Origin of the sequence: Actinomycetospora sp. CA-101289, from assembly GCF_050955895.1 — a bacterium.
Lineage (GTDB): Bacteria > Actinomycetota > Actinomycetes > Mycobacteriales > Pseudonocardiaceae > Actinomycetospora.
Genome location: NZ_CP192093.1, coordinates 859,304 through 876,469 on the forward strand (window position 1 = coordinate 859,304; position 17,166 = coordinate 876,469).

At 75.2% G+C, this 17,166-nt stretch carries 17 protein-coding genes; 12 read left to right on the top strand and 5 right to left on the bottom strand.

The window, feature by feature from the left end; all coding sequences use genetic code 11:
* Nucleotides 1–4: 4 nt before the first annotated feature.
* On the bottom strand, nt 5–835 hold the full coding sequence (locus tag ACQPX6_RS04290) for an NAD(P)H-binding protein (protein WP_433785687.1): 831 nt from the start codon (nt 833–835) through the stop codon (nt 5–7).
* A gap of 83 nt (nt 836–918) precedes the next feature.
* On the opposite strand from ACQPX6_RS04290, the gene ACQPX6_RS04295 reads away from it, so the two are divergent.
* Nucleotides 919–1,611 carry a TetR/AcrR family transcriptional regulator gene (locus tag ACQPX6_RS04295; RefSeq protein ID WP_433785689.1) on the top strand — a complete coding sequence of 231 codons (693 nt, stop codon included), beginning with the start codon at nt 919–921 and terminating at the stop codon, nt 1,609–1,611.
* Between the two features lie 39 nt (nt 1,612–1,650).
* Nucleotides 1,651–3,081 (top strand): acyl-CoA synthetase, encoded by a 1,431-nt coding sequence (locus tag ACQPX6_RS04300; protein WP_433785690.1) that lies wholly within the window; start codon nt 1,651–1,653, stop codon nt 3,079–3,081.
* 32 nt (nt 3,082–3,113) lie between these two features.
* Here the strand turns inward: ACQPX6_RS04300 and ACQPX6_RS04305 are convergent, their stop codons facing one another.
* The gene (locus ACQPX6_RS04305; RefSeq protein ID WP_433785692.1) at nt 3,114–3,749 is read right to left on the bottom strand and encodes an SAM-dependent methyltransferase; all 636 of its coding nucleotides are present in this window, start codon (nt 3,747–3,749) and stop codon (nt 3,114–3,116) included.
* Entirely contained in the window at nt 3,746–4,699 is a 954-nt protein-coding gene (locus ACQPX6_RS04310; protein ID WP_433785693.1) for an NAD(P)/FAD-dependent oxidoreductase, read from the bottom strand. Before ACQPX6_RS04310 ends, ACQPX6_RS04305 begins: the two co-directional genes overlap by 4 nt.
* 49 nt (nt 4,700–4,748) lie before the next feature.
* On the opposite strand from ACQPX6_RS04310, the gene ACQPX6_RS04315 reads away from it, so the two are divergent.
* The 7 genes from ACQPX6_RS04315 (at nt 4,749) to ACQPX6_RS04345 (ending at nt 11,717) form a co-directional block, all read left to right on the top strand.
* On the top strand, nt 4,749–5,315 hold the full coding sequence (locus tag ACQPX6_RS04315; protein WP_433785695.1) for a helix-turn-helix domain-containing protein: 567 nt from the start codon (nt 4,749–4,751) through the stop codon (nt 5,313–5,315).
* A gap of 234 nt (nt 5,316–5,549) precedes the next feature.
* The gene (locus tag ACQPX6_RS04320; protein WP_433785696.1) at nt 5,550–7,436 is read left to right on the top strand and encodes a methylmalonyl-CoA mutase family protein; all 1,887 of its coding nucleotides are present in this window, start codon (nt 5,550–5,552) and stop codon (nt 7,434–7,436) included.
* Nucleotides 7,433–9,640: a methylmalonyl-CoA mutase gene (scpA, locus tag ACQPX6_RS04325; protein WP_433785697.1), complete on the top strand. Its 2,208-nt coding sequence runs from the start codon at nt 7,433–7,435 to the stop codon at nt 9,638–9,640. The genes ACQPX6_RS04320 and scpA overlap by 4 nt, the downstream gene beginning before the upstream one ends.
* A gap of 32 nt (nt 9,641–9,672) precedes the next feature.
* The gene (locus tag ACQPX6_RS04330; protein ID WP_433785699.1) at nt 9,673–9,939 is read left to right on the top strand and encodes a type II toxin-antitoxin system Phd/YefM family antitoxin; all 267 of its coding nucleotides are present in this window, start codon (nt 9,673–9,675) and stop codon (nt 9,937–9,939) included.
* A complete protein-coding gene (locus tag ACQPX6_RS04335) occupies nt 9,936–10,319 on the top strand; it encodes a type II toxin-antitoxin system VapC family toxin (protein ID WP_433785700.1) in 384 nt (127 codons plus the stop codon). The genes ACQPX6_RS04330 and ACQPX6_RS04335 overlap by 4 nt, the downstream gene beginning before the upstream one ends.
* Nucleotides 10,320–10,332: 13 nt before the next feature.
* Nucleotides 10,333–11,343, top strand: a complete 1,011-nt coding sequence (gene meaB, locus ACQPX6_RS04340; protein ID WP_433785703.1) for a methylmalonyl Co-A mutase-associated GTPase MeaB — start codon at nt 10,333–10,335, stop codon at nt 11,341–11,343.
* Nucleotides 11,340–11,717, top strand: coding sequence for a hypothetical protein (locus ACQPX6_RS04345; protein ID WP_433785704.1), 378 nt, complete (start codon nt 11,340–11,342; stop codon nt 11,715–11,717). The genes meaB and ACQPX6_RS04345 overlap by 4 nt, the downstream gene beginning before the upstream one ends.
* On the opposite strand, the gene ACQPX6_RS04350 is transcribed toward ACQPX6_RS04345, so the two are convergent.
* Both ACQPX6_RS04350 and ACQPX6_RS04355 read right to left on the bottom strand, forming a co-directional pair.
* A complete protein-coding gene (locus ACQPX6_RS04350; RefSeq protein ID WP_433785705.1) occupies nt 11,714–12,352 on the bottom strand; it encodes an NAD(P)-dependent oxidoreductase in 639 nt (212 codons plus the stop codon). The genes ACQPX6_RS04345 and ACQPX6_RS04350 overlap by 4 nt on opposite strands.
* 74 nt (nt 12,353–12,426) lie before the next feature.
* Nucleotides 12,427–13,992, bottom strand: a complete 1,566-nt coding sequence (locus ACQPX6_RS04355) for an alkaline phosphatase D family protein (RefSeq protein WP_433785706.1) — start codon at nt 13,990–13,992, stop codon at nt 12,427–12,429.
* A gap of 175 nt (nt 13,993–14,167) precedes the next feature.
* Between ACQPX6_RS04355 and ACQPX6_RS04360 the strand changes: the two genes are divergently transcribed.
* Genes ACQPX6_RS04360 through ACQPX6_RS04370 form a run of 3 tightly spaced genes read left to right on the top strand, consistent with a single transcriptional unit; the run spans nt 14,168 to nt 17,165 of the window.
* Nucleotides 14,168–14,896 carry a response regulator transcription factor gene (locus ACQPX6_RS04360; RefSeq protein ID WP_433785707.1) on the top strand — a complete coding sequence of 243 codons (729 nt, stop codon included), beginning with the start codon at nt 14,168–14,170 and terminating at the stop codon, nt 14,894–14,896.
* Nucleotides 14,893–16,410 carry an ATP-binding protein gene (locus ACQPX6_RS04365; protein ID WP_433785708.1) on the top strand — a complete coding sequence of 506 codons (1,518 nt, stop codon included), beginning with the start codon at nt 14,893–14,895 and terminating at the stop codon, nt 16,408–16,410. Before ACQPX6_RS04360 ends, ACQPX6_RS04365 begins: the two co-directional genes overlap by 4 nt.
* Entirely contained in the window at nt 16,407–17,165 is a 759-nt protein-coding gene (locus ACQPX6_RS04370) for a DUF1707 SHOCT-like domain-containing protein (RefSeq protein WP_433785709.1), read from the top strand. The genes ACQPX6_RS04365 and ACQPX6_RS04370 overlap by 4 nt, the downstream gene beginning before the upstream one ends.
* Nucleotide 17,166 lies beyond the last annotated feature (1 nt).

Sequence of the window (17,166 nt, forward strand, 5' to 3'; positions counted from 1 at the left end):
GCGCTCACACGAAGGCGTCGCGGTGCTCGTGCACCCACTGCGCGAAGGTCCGCCCGGGCTTGCCGGTCAGCGGTTCCACGTCGTCCACCGGCTGCGGCACGCCGTCGCTCGCCGCCCACAGGTGCAGCAGCGAGTCGGCGACCGCGGGCGGGGCGTAGGGCCCGAGCTGGACGCGGAACGCCTCCGGCGACTGGGCAGCGACCTCGACCTCGCGGCCGGTCTCGGCGGCGATCACCGCCACCTGGTCGCGGAACGACAGCGACGCCGGCCCCGAGAGGCTCGGTGCGCTGCCGCGGACGTCGCCGCCGGTCAGGGCCGCGACGGCGACGTCGGCGATGTCGTCCTCGTGGATCGGGGTGACGTGGCTGTCGGGGTAGGGGAGCTCGACGCGCCCCGCCCGCACCCCGCCGGCCCAGTCCAGCGTGTTGGCGGCGAACGCGCCGGGGCGCAGCAGGGTGGCGTCGAGGTCCGCGGCGCGCAGCGGGTCCTCGGCGCGCCGGTGCATCGCGCCGATGAGGTCCTCGGGGTCGTCGTCGAGCGTCGAGGCCGACGACAGCAGCACGACGTGCTCCACCCCGGCGGCGACCGCGGTCTCGGCGACGGTCGCCGTGTCGCCCAGCGCGTAGAGGAACACCTGGTCGACGCCGTCGAGGACCGCGCGCAGCGTCGCGGGGTCGGCGAGGTCGACCGCGACGCGCGCCACGCCGTCCGGGACGTCGAGGGCCGCGGGGTCGCGGCCCGAGGCGCGCACCTCGCCCGCGGGCACGCCGGCGTCGAGCAGGGCGCGGACGACGCGGCGGCCGACGGTGCCGCGGGCTCCGGTCACGAGGATCATGCGAGTTCTCCTTGAGTTCGCGAACGGCGTTCGCGACGAACACCGTACGCCACGAACACCATTCGTCAACTAGGCTCCGCCGGGTGCCCGCCGGACCCCGCACGCGTCCCGCCAAGGCCGCCCTGAGCCGCGAGGCCGTGGTGGCCGCGGCGCTGCGCGTCGTCGAGGAGGTCGGGTACGACGCCGCGAGCATGCGGCGGGTGGCCACCGCGCTCGAGACCGGGCCGGCGTCGCTCTACGTCTACGTCGCCGACCGGCGCGAGCTCATGGAGGCGGCGCACGACCTGGCGCTGGCCGGGGTGGAGGTGCCGGCCGAGGGCGACTGGCGCGCGCGCCTCGAGCTGCTCGTCGACCGCGTCGTCGCGGCGCTGGCCGCCCACGGCGACATCGCGATGGCCGGGATCGCCGAGGTCCCGCTCGGCCCGCACGTCCTGCGGCTGCACGAGGCGATGCTCGGGCTGCTGCGCGCCGGGGGCATCGACGAGGCGTCATGCGCGTGGGCGGCGGACCTGCTCGGCCAGTACATCGCCTCGTCCGCGCTGGAGCAGGCCGTCTGGTACCGCGAGCAGGCGGCGATCGCCGACCCCGACGAGGCCACCGAGGAGGCCATGGGCGCGGCGTTCGGCGCCCGCCTCGACGCCGTCTACGCCGCTCTGCCGCCCGCGGAGTTCCCCGTCCTCACGGGCCTGCGGCCCTGGCTGACGCACGGCGGCGGGGACGCGCGGGCGTCGTGGAAGCTGCGGGTGATCGTGGACGGGCTGCTGGCCCAGGGGTAGGTGGCGCGCGACGGGGGCGCGGTGCCCATGATGTGCGCCATGACGCTGCTGGCTGCGCTGCTCGGCGGGGGCCTCGACGATCCCGAGGCGATCCGGGTCGGCGACACGGCCATGTCCGGCCCGGAACTGCTCGGGGCCGCGGCCGTCGTCGCCGACCAGATCGCCGAGCGCCCCTCCGAGGGCCCGGTGGCCGTCCTCGCCGAGCCGACGGCGCGCACGCTCGTCGCCATGGTCGGCGGACTGCTCGCGGGCGTCCCGGTCGTCCCCGTCCCGCCGGACGTCGGTCCCGGCGAGCGTGCCCACGTGCTCGCCGACTCCGGGGCGTCGCTGTGGATCGGCGAGCGCCCGCCCGAGATCACGCTCCCGGTGCGCAAGGTCGACCTCAACCGCCGCAGCGGCGACCCCGCCCGGGAGGTCCCGCACGACGGCCCCGCCCTGGTCCTCTACACCTCGGGCACCACCGGCGCGCCGAAGGGCGTGCTGCTGTCGAAGGCCGCCATGGGCGCGGGCCTCGACGGGCTCTTCGACGCGTGGGGATGGACCGCCGACGACACCCTGGCCCACGGCCTGCCCCTGTTCCACGTGCACGGGCTGGTGCTCGGGGTGTTCGGCGCGCTGCGGGTCGGGTCGCCGCTGGTGCACGTCGGGCGGCCGAAGCCCGCGTCGTACGCGGCGGCGGTGCGCGAGCAGGGGGCGAGCCTGCTGTTCGGCGTCCCGACGATCTGGTCGCGGATCGCCGCCGACCCCGAGGCCGCGGGCGCCCTGCGCGCCGCGCGCCTGCTGGTCTCGGGCAGCGCGCCCCTGCCGGTGCGCGTGTTCGAGCAGCTGCGCGAGCACACCGGTCAGGCGCCGGTGGAGCGCTACGGGATGAGCGAGACCATGATCACCGTGGCGGTGCGCGCCGACGGGGAGCGCCGCCCGGGCTGGGTCGGCGTCCCCGTCGCCGGCGTCGAGACCCGGCTGGCGTCCACCGACGAGGACGCCGAGGGCGAGCTCCTGGCCCACGACGGCGAGAGCATCGGCGAGCTCCAGGTCCGCGGCCCCGGGCTCTTCGAGGGCTACCTCGGCCGCCCCGACGCCACCGCCGAGACGTGGACGCGCGACGGCTGGTTCCGCACCGGCGACGCCGCGGTGATCGACGAGGGCGGCTACCACCGCATCGTCGGGCGGCGCTCGGTCGACCTCATCAAGACCGGCGGCTACCGGGTCGGCGCGGGCGAGATCGAGACCGCGCTGCTCGAGCACGCCGGCATCAGCGAGGCCGCCGTGGTCGGGGAGCCCGACGACGACCTCGGCCAGCGCATCGTCGCCCACGTCGTGCTGGCTGGGGACCCGGTGGACCCCGACGAGGTCATCGCCTTCGTCGCCGAGCGCCTCTCGGTGCACAAGCGCCCGCGCGAGGTCCGCGTCGTCGACGCCCTGCCCCGCAACGCGATGGGCAAGGTGCAGAAGGCGCGCCTGTCCATGTGAGCGATCTTTGGGCCTATAGGCCCAAAGATCGCTCACATGGGACGGCGGGCGCGCAGGACGGCGTCGTAGAGGAACCGCGGGCGCCCGTCGGGCTGCACGGCGTCGCGGCCGCGACGCTCGGCGACCTCGACCGTCCAGCCCTCCAGTGCGTCGTCCAGCTCGACGACCAGCTCCTCGGCGGTCGCGAACATGTCGGCCGGGTGGTGGTGCTCGGCCTCGGGCGGCATGCCCTCGGGGTCGTGGCCGACGAGCAGCAGCGTCCCGCCGGGGCCGACGGCGCCGGCGATCGCCCGGTACAGGCGCGGCCGGTCGGCGCCCGGCAGCTGCATGAAGTGCGCGGTGACGAGGTCGAAGCCGTCGGGTAGCGGGTCGGCGAAGAGGTCGACGACGCTCGTCGTCACCCGGTCGGCGAGGCCCTCGTCGCGTGCCCGGGCCGCGACCCGGTCCAGGGCGACCCGGGAGACGTCGATCGCGGTGACCCGCCAGCCCCGGCCGGCGAGCCAGATCGCGTCCCCGCCCTCGCCGCTGCCGACGTCGAGCGCGGTGCCCGGCGCGAGATCGGTGACCTCCTGGACGAGGACGGCGTTCGGCTCGCCGCTCCAGACCCGCTCGGTGGCGCCGTAGCGGTCGTCCCAGAACGCCGCGGTGTACTGCTCGTGGGTGGTCATGCGGGGACTCCTTCCCGGCGGCGGGCGACGGCCCGCGCGATGTCTTCCTCGACGAGATCGGCGTTGATGCGGGCGCCCGCCATGGTGCCCTCGGCGGCCGCGGCGACGACCTGGGCCGAGAGGTCGCTGACGTTGCCCGCGACCCAGACGCCCGGCACGGCGGTGCGCCCGGTGAAGTCCGCCGTCACGACGTGGCGTCCGCCCATGGGGTGGTCGGCGACCTCGACGCCGAGGTCCTCGAGCAGCCCGCTGCGGGCCACGAACCGGGGCCCGACGACGAGGGCCTCGCGGGCGACGACGCGGCCGTCGGCGAGGCGCGCGCCGACCAGGCGTCCGTCGGCGATCTCCAGCCCCGTCACCTCCTCGTCGATGACGGCGACGTCGAGGGCCGCGAGCTGCTCCTCCTCCTCGTCGGTGAGCGCCGGCGCGTGGTGCCGGAGGTAGACGAGGTCGGCGGTGAGCTGGGAGAAGAGCTTGACCTGGTGCAGGCTGTTCGGCCCGGTGCCGAGCACCGCCACCGCCTGGTCGCGCACCTCCCACCCGTGGCAGTACGGGCAGTGCAGGACGTCGCGGCCCCAGAGCTCGCGGACGCCGGGCAGGTCGGGCAGCTCGTCGACCAGGCCGGTGGCGACGAGCAGGCGGCGCGCGTGCAGCGTGTCGCCGTCGGCGGTGTCGACCGCGAACAGGTCGCCCTCGCGGCGGGCTGTCGTCGCGGTGCCCGACCGGATGCGCCCGCCGTAGGACTCGACCTCGGCGCGGCCGAGGCGCACGAGCTCGGCGGGCGGCAGGCCGTCGCGAGTGAGGAACGCGTGCACCCCGGCGGCCGGGGCGTTGCGGGGTTCGCCGGCGTCGAGCACCAGGACCGAGCGCCGGGATCGGGCGAGGGTCAGCGCGCCGGCCAGGCCGGCCGCGCCACCCCCGAGGACGAGGACGTCGAGGGGTTCTTCCATGCCCCGAGCGTGCTCCGGCGCTCGTCACGCGGCCAGGATTCTTGCCAGGATGGCAAACGTGGACGACGTGCTGGACGACCTCGGTGCCCGCCTCGCGACCCGCCGCCGCCGCGCGGGCCTCGGGCTGGCGGAGCTGGCGGAGCGCACGGGCATCTCGATGAGCACCCTGTCGCGCCTCGAGCACGGCGGCCGGCGCGCCACCCTCGAGCTGCTCCTGCCCCTGGCCACCGTCTACGGCACCGGGCTCGACGAGCTCGTCGGGCTGCGCGAGGGCACCCCGGCGCGCGACGAGCCGGTGGCGCGCACCGAGGACACGGTCATGTACCGGCTCTCGCGCAGCCCCGGACAGCCGGCGGCGTACAAGTTCGTCTTCTCGCCGGCGCGGAGCACCCCGCCCGACGAGCTGCCCACCCACCAGGGCTGGGAGTGGGTCTACGTCCTCGCCGGGCGGCTGCGCGTGATCAACGGTGACGACGACCTCGTGCTGCGCCCGGGCGAGGCGACCGAGATCGACACCCGCCGCCCGCACTGGCTGGGCAGCACGGGCGACGGGCCGGTCGAGGTCCTGGCGCTGTTCGGGCGCCAGGGCGAGCGGGTGCACATGCGGCGCGTTTGACCTCCGGTCTCGTGCGCACACGGCGGACGCCCAAGATCAGCAGGCCCTCACGCACCTCGTGGAGATCGACATCGACCACCAGGTCCTGCTGATCTTCGACGAGGCTTGACCGCCCGCAGTTGTGAGCGCTTGCCCGTGTTCTGGCACGGTCAAGCACTCACGAGCGCGCAGCGCAAAGGTGGCCTGTCGCACGGAGGAGAACCGGTCGGGCCTGACGGTCCTACGATCCCGCGCATGACCTCACAGCTCGACGAGAGCCCCGAGGACCTGACCCTCGCCGCGCAGTTCGACGACCCCACGCGCGCGCAGTGGCGCGAGCTCGTCGCCGGGGTGCTGGCGAAGTCCGGGCGCGAGGTCTCCCCCGAGGAGGCCGAGGCCGCGCTGGCCACGGTCACCGACGACGGCATCACGATCGCCGGGCTCTACGCCGCCGAGGACGCGCCGGACGTCGCCACCGGGGTGCCGGGGCTGCCGCCGTTCGTGCGGGGCGCGCGCGCGGAGGGGCAGGTCGCGGAGGGCTGGCTGGTGCGCCAGCGCCACGCCTTCCCGCCCGACGCCGACGTCGCCGAGGCCCACGACGTCCTCATGGCCGAGCTGGAGAACGGGGTCTCGTCACTCTGGCTGGTGCTCGGCGACGCCGGCGGCCCGCCGGTCGACGCGCTGCCGCGCCTGCTCGAGGGCGTCTTCGTCGACCTCGCCCCCATCGCCCTCGACGCCGCCCGCGACACCCCCGCCGCGGCCGCCGCGCTGCTGCGGTTCGCCGAGGAGAACGGCCCCGGTGCGATCGGCGGCAGCCTCGGCTACGACCCCCTGCTCGACCGCACGCAGGGCGGTGCTCCGCTCGACGACGCCTACCGCACCGCCCTCGTCGACCACGCGAAGCAGGCCGCCGCCAGCCACCCCCAGCTGCGGACCGTCGTCGCGGACGGCCTGCCCTACCACCGCGCCGGCGGCAGCGACGCCCAGGAGCTCGGCGCCGCGCTGGCCGCCGGGGTGCACGCGCTGCGCCTGCTCACCGACGCGGGCCTCGACACCGACCAGGCGTTCCAGAGGATCGAGTTTCGCCTCGCCGCGACCGCCGACCAGTTCGCCACGCTCGCCAAGCTCCGCGCCGCGCGCCGGTGCTGGGACCGCATCGGCGACGTCTCCGGTGCCGGCGAGCCCGCCCGCGCCATGCACCAGCACGCCGTCACGAGCCCCGCGATGATCACGCGCCGCGACCCGTGGGTGAACATGCTGCGCACCACCGTCGCCACGGTCGGCGCGGGCCTCGGGGGAGCCGAGGCGGTCACCGTCCTCCCGTTCGACAGCGAGCTGGGCCGCCCGGACGACGCCGCACGGCGCCTGGCGCGCAACACCCAGGCGCTGCTGCTCGAGGAGTCGCACCTCGCGCACGTCATCGACCCCGCCGGCGGCTCCTGGTACGTCGAGTCGCTGACCGACGCGCTGGCCCGGAAGGCGTGGGACGAGTTCACCCGCATCGAGCGCGACGGCGGCATCGTCGCGGCCCTCGATACAACACAGCACGCCGATAGGGGCAGCCTCGCCGCCCGCCTCGACGCGACCTGGGAGCAGCGGGCCGCCCGCATCGCCCGCCGGAAGGACCCCATCACCGGCGTCAGCGAGTTCCCGAACCTGCACGAGGACCTGCCGCGCCGCGAGCCCGCCCCGGACACCCCGCACGAGGGCGGTCTGCCACGGCGGCGCTACGCCGAGGTCTTCGAGCACCTCCGCGACCGCGCCGACGCCGCCGCCACCCGCCCGACGGTCTTCCTCGCCACGCTCGGCGAGCTCGCCGAGTACACCGCCCGCGCCTCGTTCACCACGAACCTGTTCCACGCCGGCGGCGTCGCCACCACCGACGGCCCCGGCGGCACCGACCCGCAGGAGATCGCGACCGCGTTCCGCGAGGCCGGCACACCGGTGGCGGTGATCGCGTCGTCGGACAAGGTCTACGACCAGCACGCCGCGGACGTCGCGGCCGCCCTGCGCGAGGCGGGGGCCACCCGCATCCTGCTGGCGGGGAAGAAGGACGTCGAGGGCGTCGACGGCACCCTGTACGCCGGGTGCGACGCCGCCGCCGTCCTGCAGGACACCCTGGAAGCGCTGGAGGTCCGATGAGCATCCCCGACTTCACCGACGTCGAGCTCGGCACGCCCGCGGGCCCGTCGGGCGACTGGGAGACCGCGCTCGAGGAGGCGACCGGCAAGGGCGCCGAGGACCTCGTCTGGGAGACCCCGGAGGGCATCGGGGTCAAGCCGCTCTACACCGAGGCCGACCTCGAGGGCCTCGACTTCCTGCGCACCTACCCGGGCATCACGCCGTTCCTGCGCGGGCCCTACCCGACGATGTACGTGACGCAGCCGTGGACCGTGCGCCAGTACGCCGGCTTCTCCACGGCCGCGGAGTCCAACGCGTTCTACCGGCGCAACCTCGCCGCCGGGCAGAAGGGCCTGTCGGTCGCGTTCGACCTGCCCACGCACCGCGGCTACGACTCCGACAACCCGCGGGTGTCGGGCGACGTCGGGATGGCCGGGGTGTCGATCGACTCGATCCTCGACATGCGCCAGCTCTTCGACGGCATCCCGCTGGACCGCATGTCGGTGTCGATGACCATGAACGGGGCCGTGCTCCCGGTGATGGCGCTCTACGTCGCCGCCGCCGAGGAGCAGGGGGTGGCGCCGGAGCAGCTGGCCGGGACCATCCAGAACGACATCCTCAAGGAGTTCATGGTCCGCAACACCTACATCTACCCGCCGAAGCCGTCGATGCAGATCATCTCGGACATCTTCAGCTACACCTCGGAGAAGATGCCGAAGTTCAACTCGATCTCCATCTCCGGCTACCACATCCAGGAGGCCGGGGCCTCGGCCGACCTGGAGCTGGCGTACACGCTGGCCGACGGCGTCGAGTACCTGCGGGCGGGTCGAGACTCCGGTCTGACGGTTGACGAGTTCGCCCCGCGGCTGTCCTTCTTCTGGGGCATCGGCATGAACTACTTCATGGAGATCGCCAAGCTCCGGGCCGCGCGGCTGCTGTGGGCGAAGCTCGTGGCGTCGTTCGGCGCGCAGAACCCGAAGTCGCTCTCCCTGCGCACGCACAGCCAGACCTCCGGCTGGTCGCTGACCGCGCAGGACGTCTACAACAACGTCGTCCGCACCTGCGTCGAGGCGATGGCCGCCACCCAGGGGCACACCCAGTCGCTGCACACCAACGCCCTCGACGAGGCGCTGGCCCTGCCCACCGACTTCTCCGCCCGCATCGCGCGCAACACCCAGCTGCTGCTCCAGCAGGAGTCGGGCACCACGCGCACCGTCGACCCCTGGGGCGGCTCGGCCTACGTCGAGCGCCTCACCCGCGAGCTCGCCGGGCGCGCGTGGGCGCACATCGAAGAGGTCGAGTCGACCGGCGGCATGGCGCAGGCGATCGACGAGGGCCTGCCGAAGATGCGCATCGAGGAGGCCGCCGCGCGCACCCAGGCGCGCATCGACTCGGGACGCCAGCCGCTGATCGGCGTCAACAAGTACCCGCTGACCGCGGGCGAGGACGTCGACGTCCTCAAGGTCGACAACGCCGACGTGCTCCGCCAGCAGGTGGAGCGGCTCAAGCAGCTGCGCGACGACCGCGACGGCGAGGCCGTCCGCAGCGCCCTGGAGCAGCTGACGAACGCCGCCCGCGCCGCGTCCGAGGGCACCCGCGAGCGCGGCCTCGACGGCAACCTGCTCAAGCTCGCCATCGACGCCGCGCGCGCCAAGGCCAGCGTCGGCGAGATTTCCGACGCGCTCGAGGAGGTCTACGGGCGGCACCGCTCGGACGTCCGGACGATCTCCGGCGTCTACCGTGACGAGGTGGGCGAGAACTCCGCGGTCGAGGCGGCCCGGCAGGCCGCGCAGGCCTTCGAGGACGCCGAGGGCCGCCGCCCGCGCATCCTCGTCGCCAAGATGGGCCAGGACGGCCACGACCGCGGGCAGAAGGTCATCGCCACCGCGTTCGCCGACCTCGGCTTCGACGTCGACGTGGGCCCGCTGTTCCAGACGCCCGCCGAGGTCGCGCGCCAGGCCGTCGAGTCCGACGTGCACGTCGTCGGCGTCTCGTCGCTGGCGGCCGGCCACCTGAGCCTGGTCCCCGCGCTGCGCGACGAGCTCAAGGACGCCGGTGCCGAGGAGATCCTCATCGTCGCCGGCGGCGTCATCCCGCCCGGCGACCACGAGGAGCTGCTGGCCAAGGGCGCGGCGGCGATCTTCGGGCCGGGCACGGTGATCGCGGAGGCGGCGACCCAGCTGCTCGAGACGCTGTCCGAGCGGCTGGGGCACGGCTCGGCCTGACTTGACCAGGTCTGACCAGATAGGCTGGGGACGTGGCCGACCAGGTGAACGTCTACGAGGCGAAGACGCAGCTCTCGAAGCTGCTCGAACGCGTCGAAGCGGGCGAAGAGATCGTCATCGCCCGCAACGGGCGGCCGGTGGCGCGGTTGGTGCCGTCGCAGCGGAGCGCCCAGCAGGAGCCGCGACGGCTCGGCGGGCTCGAAGAAAAGATCTTCTACACGGGCCACTGGTCCGACGGGGACGAGGAGATCGCCGACCTGTTCCACGGCTCGGCCGGCGCCGAGGGCCACGAGCCGTGAGGCTCCTCCTCGACACCCAGGCGCTCATCTGGTCCGTGGGGAGCTCCTCGCTGCTCGCAGCGCCCGCGAGGCAGGCACTCGAGGATGCGGCGAACACCGTGGTCGTCTCGGTCGTCTCGCTCTGGGAGGCAGTGATCAAACAGGCGACCGGGAAGCTGGTCCTCGACGAGGACCTGGCGTACGCCGCGCGGGAACGCGGCTTCGACGTCCTGCCCATCCGTGAGGAGCACGCCCGGGCCGTCGCCGACCTCCCCCTCCACCACCGCGACCCGTTCGACCGGATGCTGGTGGCACAGGCACGTCACGAGGGGTTGACGCTGGTCACGGCCGACCGGCGCCTCGAGGCGTACTCGGTGGCGGTACTGCGTGCGGACGCGTGAGACGGGAGATCCGGTGATCGACCTCGAGAAGTACGTCGACGGCGTCCGGTCCGGCTCGCGGCTCTGGATCGGGCGGGGGATCACGCTCGTCGAGTCCACGCGCCCCGACCACCGCGAGGCCGCGCAGGAGCTGCTCGTCGAGCTGCTGCCCCACGCCGGCGGTGCCCGGCGGATCGGCATCTCCGGGGTGCCCGGCGTCGGGAAGTCGACGTTCATCGGCGCGCTCGGCTCGACGCTGACGGCGCAGGGCAGCAAGGTCGCGGTCCTCGCGGTCGACCCCAGCTCCACCCGCTCCGGCGGCTCGATCCTCGGCGACAAGACCCGGATGAACGAGCTGGCCACCGACGACGACGCCTTCATTCGCCCGTCGCCCACCGCGGGGACGCTCGGCGGGGTCGCGAAGGCGACGCGCGAGACGATGGTCGTGATGGAGGCGGCGGGCTACGACGTCGTCATCGTCGAGACGGTGGGCGTCGGGCAGTCCGAGACGACGGTCGCGCAGATGGTCGACTCGTTCCTCTTCCTCACCCTGGCCCGCACCGGCGACTCGCTGCAGGGCATCAAGCGCGGCATCCTCGAGATCGCCGACGTCATCGCGGTGAACAAGGCCGACGGCCCGCACGCCCGCGAGGCCAAGCGGGCGGCGCGTGAGCTGGAGCAGGCGCTGGCGATGCTGCGTCGCCAAGAAGACGGCGAGGGCCGCGAGACCTGGAAGGTCCCGGTGCTGACCTGCAGCGCCGCCGAGCGCACCGGCCTCGACGACGTCTGGTCGGCGCTCGTGCGCCACCAGGAGCACCTCGACGACGGGGGCGGCCTGGCCGAGAAGCGCGCCCGCCAGCAGGTCGACTGGACCTGGCAGATGGTGCGCGACCGTCTGCTCGGCCGGCTCAAGGACCACCCGGAGGTCAAGGGCATGCGCTCCGAGCTCGAGCGGGAGGTCCAGGCCGGGGAGCTGACGCCGGCGTTGGCCGCCGACCGGATCCTCGACGCGTTCCTCGAGCGAGCGGGTACTCCCGCACCATGAGCGAGGCATCGGGGCCGGCGTCGGGCGGCGACGAGGGGTACCTGTCGAGTGTCGTGTCCGGGCTGCGCGGGGCCGCGGAGAACGTCGTCCGGGCCGCCGGGGCGGTGAACCCGCTGGGCGAGATGCCCGCGCTCCCGGAGGTGGCGACGCACCCCGGCGCGATGTCGGCGGCGCAGCTCGGCGCGATCCGGTCGGCGCTGCAGGCCCAGCGCGACGCCGTCGGCGCCATGCAGAGCCAGCTCACCGCGTTCGACGAGCAGCTGCAGGTGCTGCAGCGCCTGCTCGTCCCGCTCGCCGAGTGGAGCGCGACGTGGGCGCGGCTCGAGGAGCGGGTGGTGCCCCGGGCCGCGGCCGAGGAACCCGATGAGTCCTAGTTGCTGATCGCCGGCGCCGCGCCGACGTAGCGGTCGTCGACGAGCTGGTCGACGAGGAACGCCGCGATGTCGGTACGCGCCATGGGGCTGCCGACGCGGTCGCGGCCCAGGAAGCCGACGCGCAGGGTGCCGTGGGTGGGGATGTCGATCGGCGCCGTGATCCGGGCGATCGTCCAGTCCAGGCCCGAGGTGGCGACGACCTCGCTCATGCCCTGCACCTCGCGCAGCGCACCCGGGATGAGCAGTCCGATGGCTACGGGCACGAGGCGGTCGACGAGGCCCGGTCGGTCGCGGGGGTCGGGAACGCTGACGGTGGCCAGGGCGACGATCCGCCGGACGCCGGACTCGTGCATCGCGGCGACGATCGTCCGCGTCGCCTCGGTGAGCGGGCCGCTGCGCAGGAACGGGTCGATGGCCGGGCCGAGCGCGCTGATGACCGCGTCCGCGCCGTCGATCGCGTCGCGGACCGCGTCGGTGTCGTCGAGCTCGGCGACGACCAGCTCGAGGCGGTCGTCGGTGATGGTCATCTTCTCGGGCGAGCGCACCAGGGCGGTGACGTCGTGGCCGACGGCGAGGAGACGGCGCACGAGGTGCAGGCCGATCTTGCCGGTGCCCCCGAAGACGGTGACCTTCACAGGCGGACCTCGCGATCATCGGGGGTTGGTCCCGACGGGTTACCCGCGGATCGGCCGTGCAGCCGTAACCGCCCTCACACGCCGTCGGCCTGCAGCCCGCCCCCGCCGTCCGCGACGACGACGCTCGCGGCGGTGGACGCGGGGACCCCCGGGGTGCTCACCGCGGCCACGACCCGGAAGTCCGCGCGCCACGCGCGGGGCGTCACGGTGTGGCGCACGTAGCCGCGGCGCCGGTCGACGAGGTGGATGTGGGGGTTCTCGGCGAGCAGCGCGGCGTCGCCGGGGCCCTGGGGCGCGCCGTCGCCGCCGGAGCTGATCGAGGTGGTCACGAACTCGGTGGCCACCGGCCGCGAGGTGGGGTCGCGCGAGTCGGCGGGCACGTCGCAGGCGTGGTGGGCGTGGACGTCGCCGGTGAGGATCACCGGGTTGGGCGTGCGGGCGGCGACGAGGTGGTCGCGCAGGGCGTCGCGCTCGACGGCGTAGTCGTCCCAGGAGTCCTCCTCGATGGCCGTCCCCGGTCCGGGCGCGAGGTCACGGGGCGAGAAGAACACCTGCTGGGCGAGCGTGGTCCAGCGCGCCCGCGGCGTCGCGAGCCCCTGCCACAGCCAGGCGCGCTGCTCGGCGCCGAGCAGGGTGCGCGCCGGGTCGGCGGGGTGGGCGGGGTCCTGGTCGCTGCGGTGGCGGCGGGTGTCCAGCAGGTGCACGTCGAGCAGGTCGCCGAAGGTCAGGCGGCGGTGCATCGCCATGTCGGGGCCCACCGGGCGCTGGGCCCGCCGCAGCGGCATGTGCTCCCAGAACGCGCGGTAGGCGTCGGCGCGCCGGGCGCGGAACACGGCCGGGTCGCCGTCGGGCTCGCCGTCGACCTGCGAGACGTCGCCGGCCCAGTTGTTCTCCACGTCGTGGTCGTCGAGCGTCACCGCCCAGGCGGCGGCGGCGTGCGCGGCCTGCAGGTCCGGGTCGGTGCGGTACTGGGCGTGGCGCACGCGGTAGTCGGTCAGCGACGACGCCTCGGTGACGGGCAGGTGCCCGCGCCCGAGCGTGCCCTCGCCGGGGCCCTCGTAGATGTAGTCGCCGAGGAAGACGACGAGGTCGAGGTCGTCGCGGGCCATGGCGGCGTAGGCGTTGTAGTACCCGTCGGGCCGGTTCTGGCAGCTCGCGACGGCGAACGCGAGGAGGCCGAGCGGGGCGCCGGGCGGCGGGGCGGTGCGGGTCCGCCCGACCGGGCTGGTCTCGGCGCCGGCGCGGAACCGGTAGAAGTGCTCGGCGCCGGCGCGCAGGCCCGCGACCTCGACGTGCACGGCGTGGGCGTCCTCCGGCCGGGCGACGACGCTGCCGCGCGCGACCGGGCGCCGGAACTCCGCGTCCGCGGCGACCTCCCACCCCACGAGCACCGGCCGAGCCGGCATGCCGCCGTGGCCGTCGGGGGCGACGGGGTCGGGCGCGAGCCGCGTCCACAGCACCACGCCGTCGGGCGTCGGGTCGCCGGACGCGACGCCGAGCGCGAAGGGGTAGGGGGTCGCGGGCGCCGCGGCGTCGGCCGCGCGCACCCACGGCGCGCCCAGGACCACCGCCGCCCCGGTGAGCGCCGCAGCGCCGCCGAGCAGCGTGCGGCGCGACACCACCGCACCCGCCTCGTCCACGTCGCCGCTCCGTCCCGGTGGCGGGCCGCCGGCGAACGCCGTGCCCCCACCCCAACAAACGGCTCACGGGGCTCCGCGGATGCCGACCGTCCGTCGCCGGACGTGTTCGCGGCGCACAGCTGGTACACAGCGAGCACCCAGCGGGCGCCGACCGGCGGCTGTCACGCTGAGGCGCGTGAACGCAGCCAGCCGCTCCGACCTGCGGCGTCCCGACGGCACCCCGGTGCGGGCGCTGGTGGTCGACGACGAGCCCACGCTCGCCGAGCTCCTCGCGATGGCCCTGCGCTACGAGGGCTGGGACGTCCGCAGCGCCGCCGACGGGCTGGGCGCGGTGCGCCAGGGACGCGAGTTCCGCCCGGACGTCGTCGTCCTCGACGTGATGCTCCCCGACATCGACGGGTTCGAGGTGCTGCGCCGGCTGCGCGCTGAGCGCCCCGACGTCCCGGTGCTGTTCCTGACAGCCCGCGACGCCGTCGAGGACCGGGTCGCGGGCATCACCGCCGGCGGCGACGACTACGTGACCAAGCCGTTCAGCCTCGAGGAGGTCGTCGCCCGCCTGCGCGGCCTGCTGCGGCGCGCGGCGGTGGCGACGGCGGTGCGCGGCGACGCGACGCTCGCGGTCGGCGACCTGACCCTCGACGAGGACAGCCACGAGGTCGCCCGCGGCGGCGAGCCCGTCGAGCTGACGGCCACCGAGTTCGAGCTGCTGCGCTTCCTCATGCGCAACCCGCGCCGGGTGCTGTCGAAGGCCCAGATCCTCGACCGGGTCTGGAACTACGACTTCGGCGGCCAGTCGAACATCGTCGAGCTCTACATCTCCTACCTGCGCAAGAAGATCGACGCGGGGCGGACGCCGATGATCCACACGGTCCGCGGCGCCGGCTACGTGCTGAAGCCGGCGTGACCGTGCGGTCCTGGGCGCCGTCGCTGCAGAGCCGGCTGGTGGTGACCACGGTGCTGCTGCTGACGCTCGTCAGCGGCGTGGTCGGTGCCGGCGCGGCGCTCTCGCTGCGCGGCTACCTCTACCGCCAGCTCGACCAGCAGGTCGGCGAGATCGTGCGCTTCCGCGCGGACCCGCCCCCCGGCGACCCGGACCGCCGCCCGCCCCCGCCCGACGCCGGCGGCGGCTTCGTCGGCGGGGGACCCGAGCGGCCGGCCGACACCCTCGAGGTCGTCGTCGACGACGGCCGCGTCGTCCGCGCCGTCCTGATCGGCCGGGGCGGCACCAGCCGCGCCCTCCCCGCCGACCAGGCCGCGCCGGCCATCGCGGTGGCGCCGGGCGGGCCGCCCGACACCGTCGAGCTCGAGGGCCTCGGTCCCTACCGCGCCGCCGCCGTCGCGCGCCCGGACGGCACGGTGGTCGTCGTGGGCCTGTCCACGGCGGCCCTGGAGAACACCGTCGACGAGCTCGTGGCGCGCGAGGCGGCGATCTTCGGGGTCGGCGTCGTGCTCGCCGGCGTGGCCGCGGCGTTCCTGACGCGGCGCACCCTGCGCCCGCTGCACCGCGTGTCCGCGACCGCGCGGCGGGTCTCGGAGCTGCCGCTGTCGTCGGGCGAGGTGGAGCTGGCCGACCGCGTGCCCGAGGCCGACGCCGACGACCGCTCCGAGGTCGGGCGGGTCGGGGCGGCGCTCAACCGGATGCTCGGCCACGTCGCCGCCGCGCTCGCCGCGCGCCAGGAGAGCGAGACCCGGGTGCGGCGCTTCGTGGCCGACGCGAGCCACGAGCTGCGGACCCCGCTGGCCGCGATCCGCGGCTACCACGAGCTCGCGGTGCGCCGGGGCGGCGACGTGCCCGACGAGGTGGCGGGCCTGCTCGACCGCATGGGGGCGCAGACCGAGCGGATGTCGGCGCTGGTCGAGGACCTGCTGCTGCTCGCCCGCCTCGACGCCGGCCGGCCGCTCGCCCGCGAGCCCGTCGACCTCGCCCGCGTCGTCGTCGACGCCGTCACCGACGCGCACGCCGCCGCCCCGGACCACCGGTGGGCCCTGGACCTGCCCGATGCCGAGGACGAGGAGCCGGCGGCGCTCGAGGTCGTCGGCGACCCGGAGCGCCTGCACCAGGTGGTGGCGAACCTGCTCGGCAACGCCCGCACCCACGCGCCGCCGGGAACAGGGGTCACCGTGCGGCTGCGCGGCGGGCCCGACGGCGTGCGCCTCGAGGTCGCCGACGACGGCCCGGGCATCCCCGCCGACCTGCTGCCGCACGTCACCGAGCGCTTCGCCCGCGGTGACGCCGGGCGGGCGCGCACCACGGGCAGCACCGGCCTGGGCCTCGCGATCGTGGCCGCCGTCGTCGCCGAGCACGGCGGCCGGCTGGAGATCACCAGCGTGCCGGGCGACACGCGGGTCACCGTGGCGGTGCCCGCCGCGCCGTCGGCTCCCGTCGCCCCCGGCGTCCGCCTATCCTCCGGGCCATGAGCCACCCGGGGCCGGACGAGACCCCGCCCGACGAGCAGGGCGCCAACGAGCCGTCACGGCCGCCGACCGCGCCCGTCGCGCCGATGACGCCGCCGCCGATGCGCGCGTCGGACGCCGACCGGGAGCGAGTGGCCGAGGTCGTGCGCACGGCGGTGTCCGACGGGCGCCTGACCCTCGTCGAGGGCGACGAGCGCCTGCGCGAGGTCTACGCGGCGCGCTTCGTCCGCGACCTCGAGCCGGTCACCGCGGACCTGGGCCCGACGGGGACGGCCACGCCCGCGGCCCCCGCCGCGGCGCCAGCACACCGCCCGCTGGGGCACATCGAGCGGCCGGCCACGACCTGGTCGGTGGCCGTGCTCTCGGGCGCGCAGAAGCGCGGTGAGTGGACGCCGGGCCACACCCACAGCGTGGTCGCGTTCTGGGGCGGCGCCGACCTGTCGTTCCGCGACGCGCGCATCGACGACGCCGGCCTGGAGATCGCCGCCGTCGCGGTCATGGGTGGCATCGAGATCGACCTGCGCGGCATCCCGGCGGGCGCCGAGGTCACGGTCCGGGCCGTGGCGATCATGGGTGGCATCGAGGTGGTGGTCGATCCGGACACCCGCGTCACCGACGGCGGTGTCGGGCTCCTGGGCGCGTTCGAGAACGGCGCCGGCGTGCCCCGCGGCACGTCCGGGCCCCGCGTGCGCGTCGTCGGGGTCGCCCTGCTCGGCGGGGTGTCGGTGTCGCGCAAGCCGCTGGCGATCGAGGGCTGAA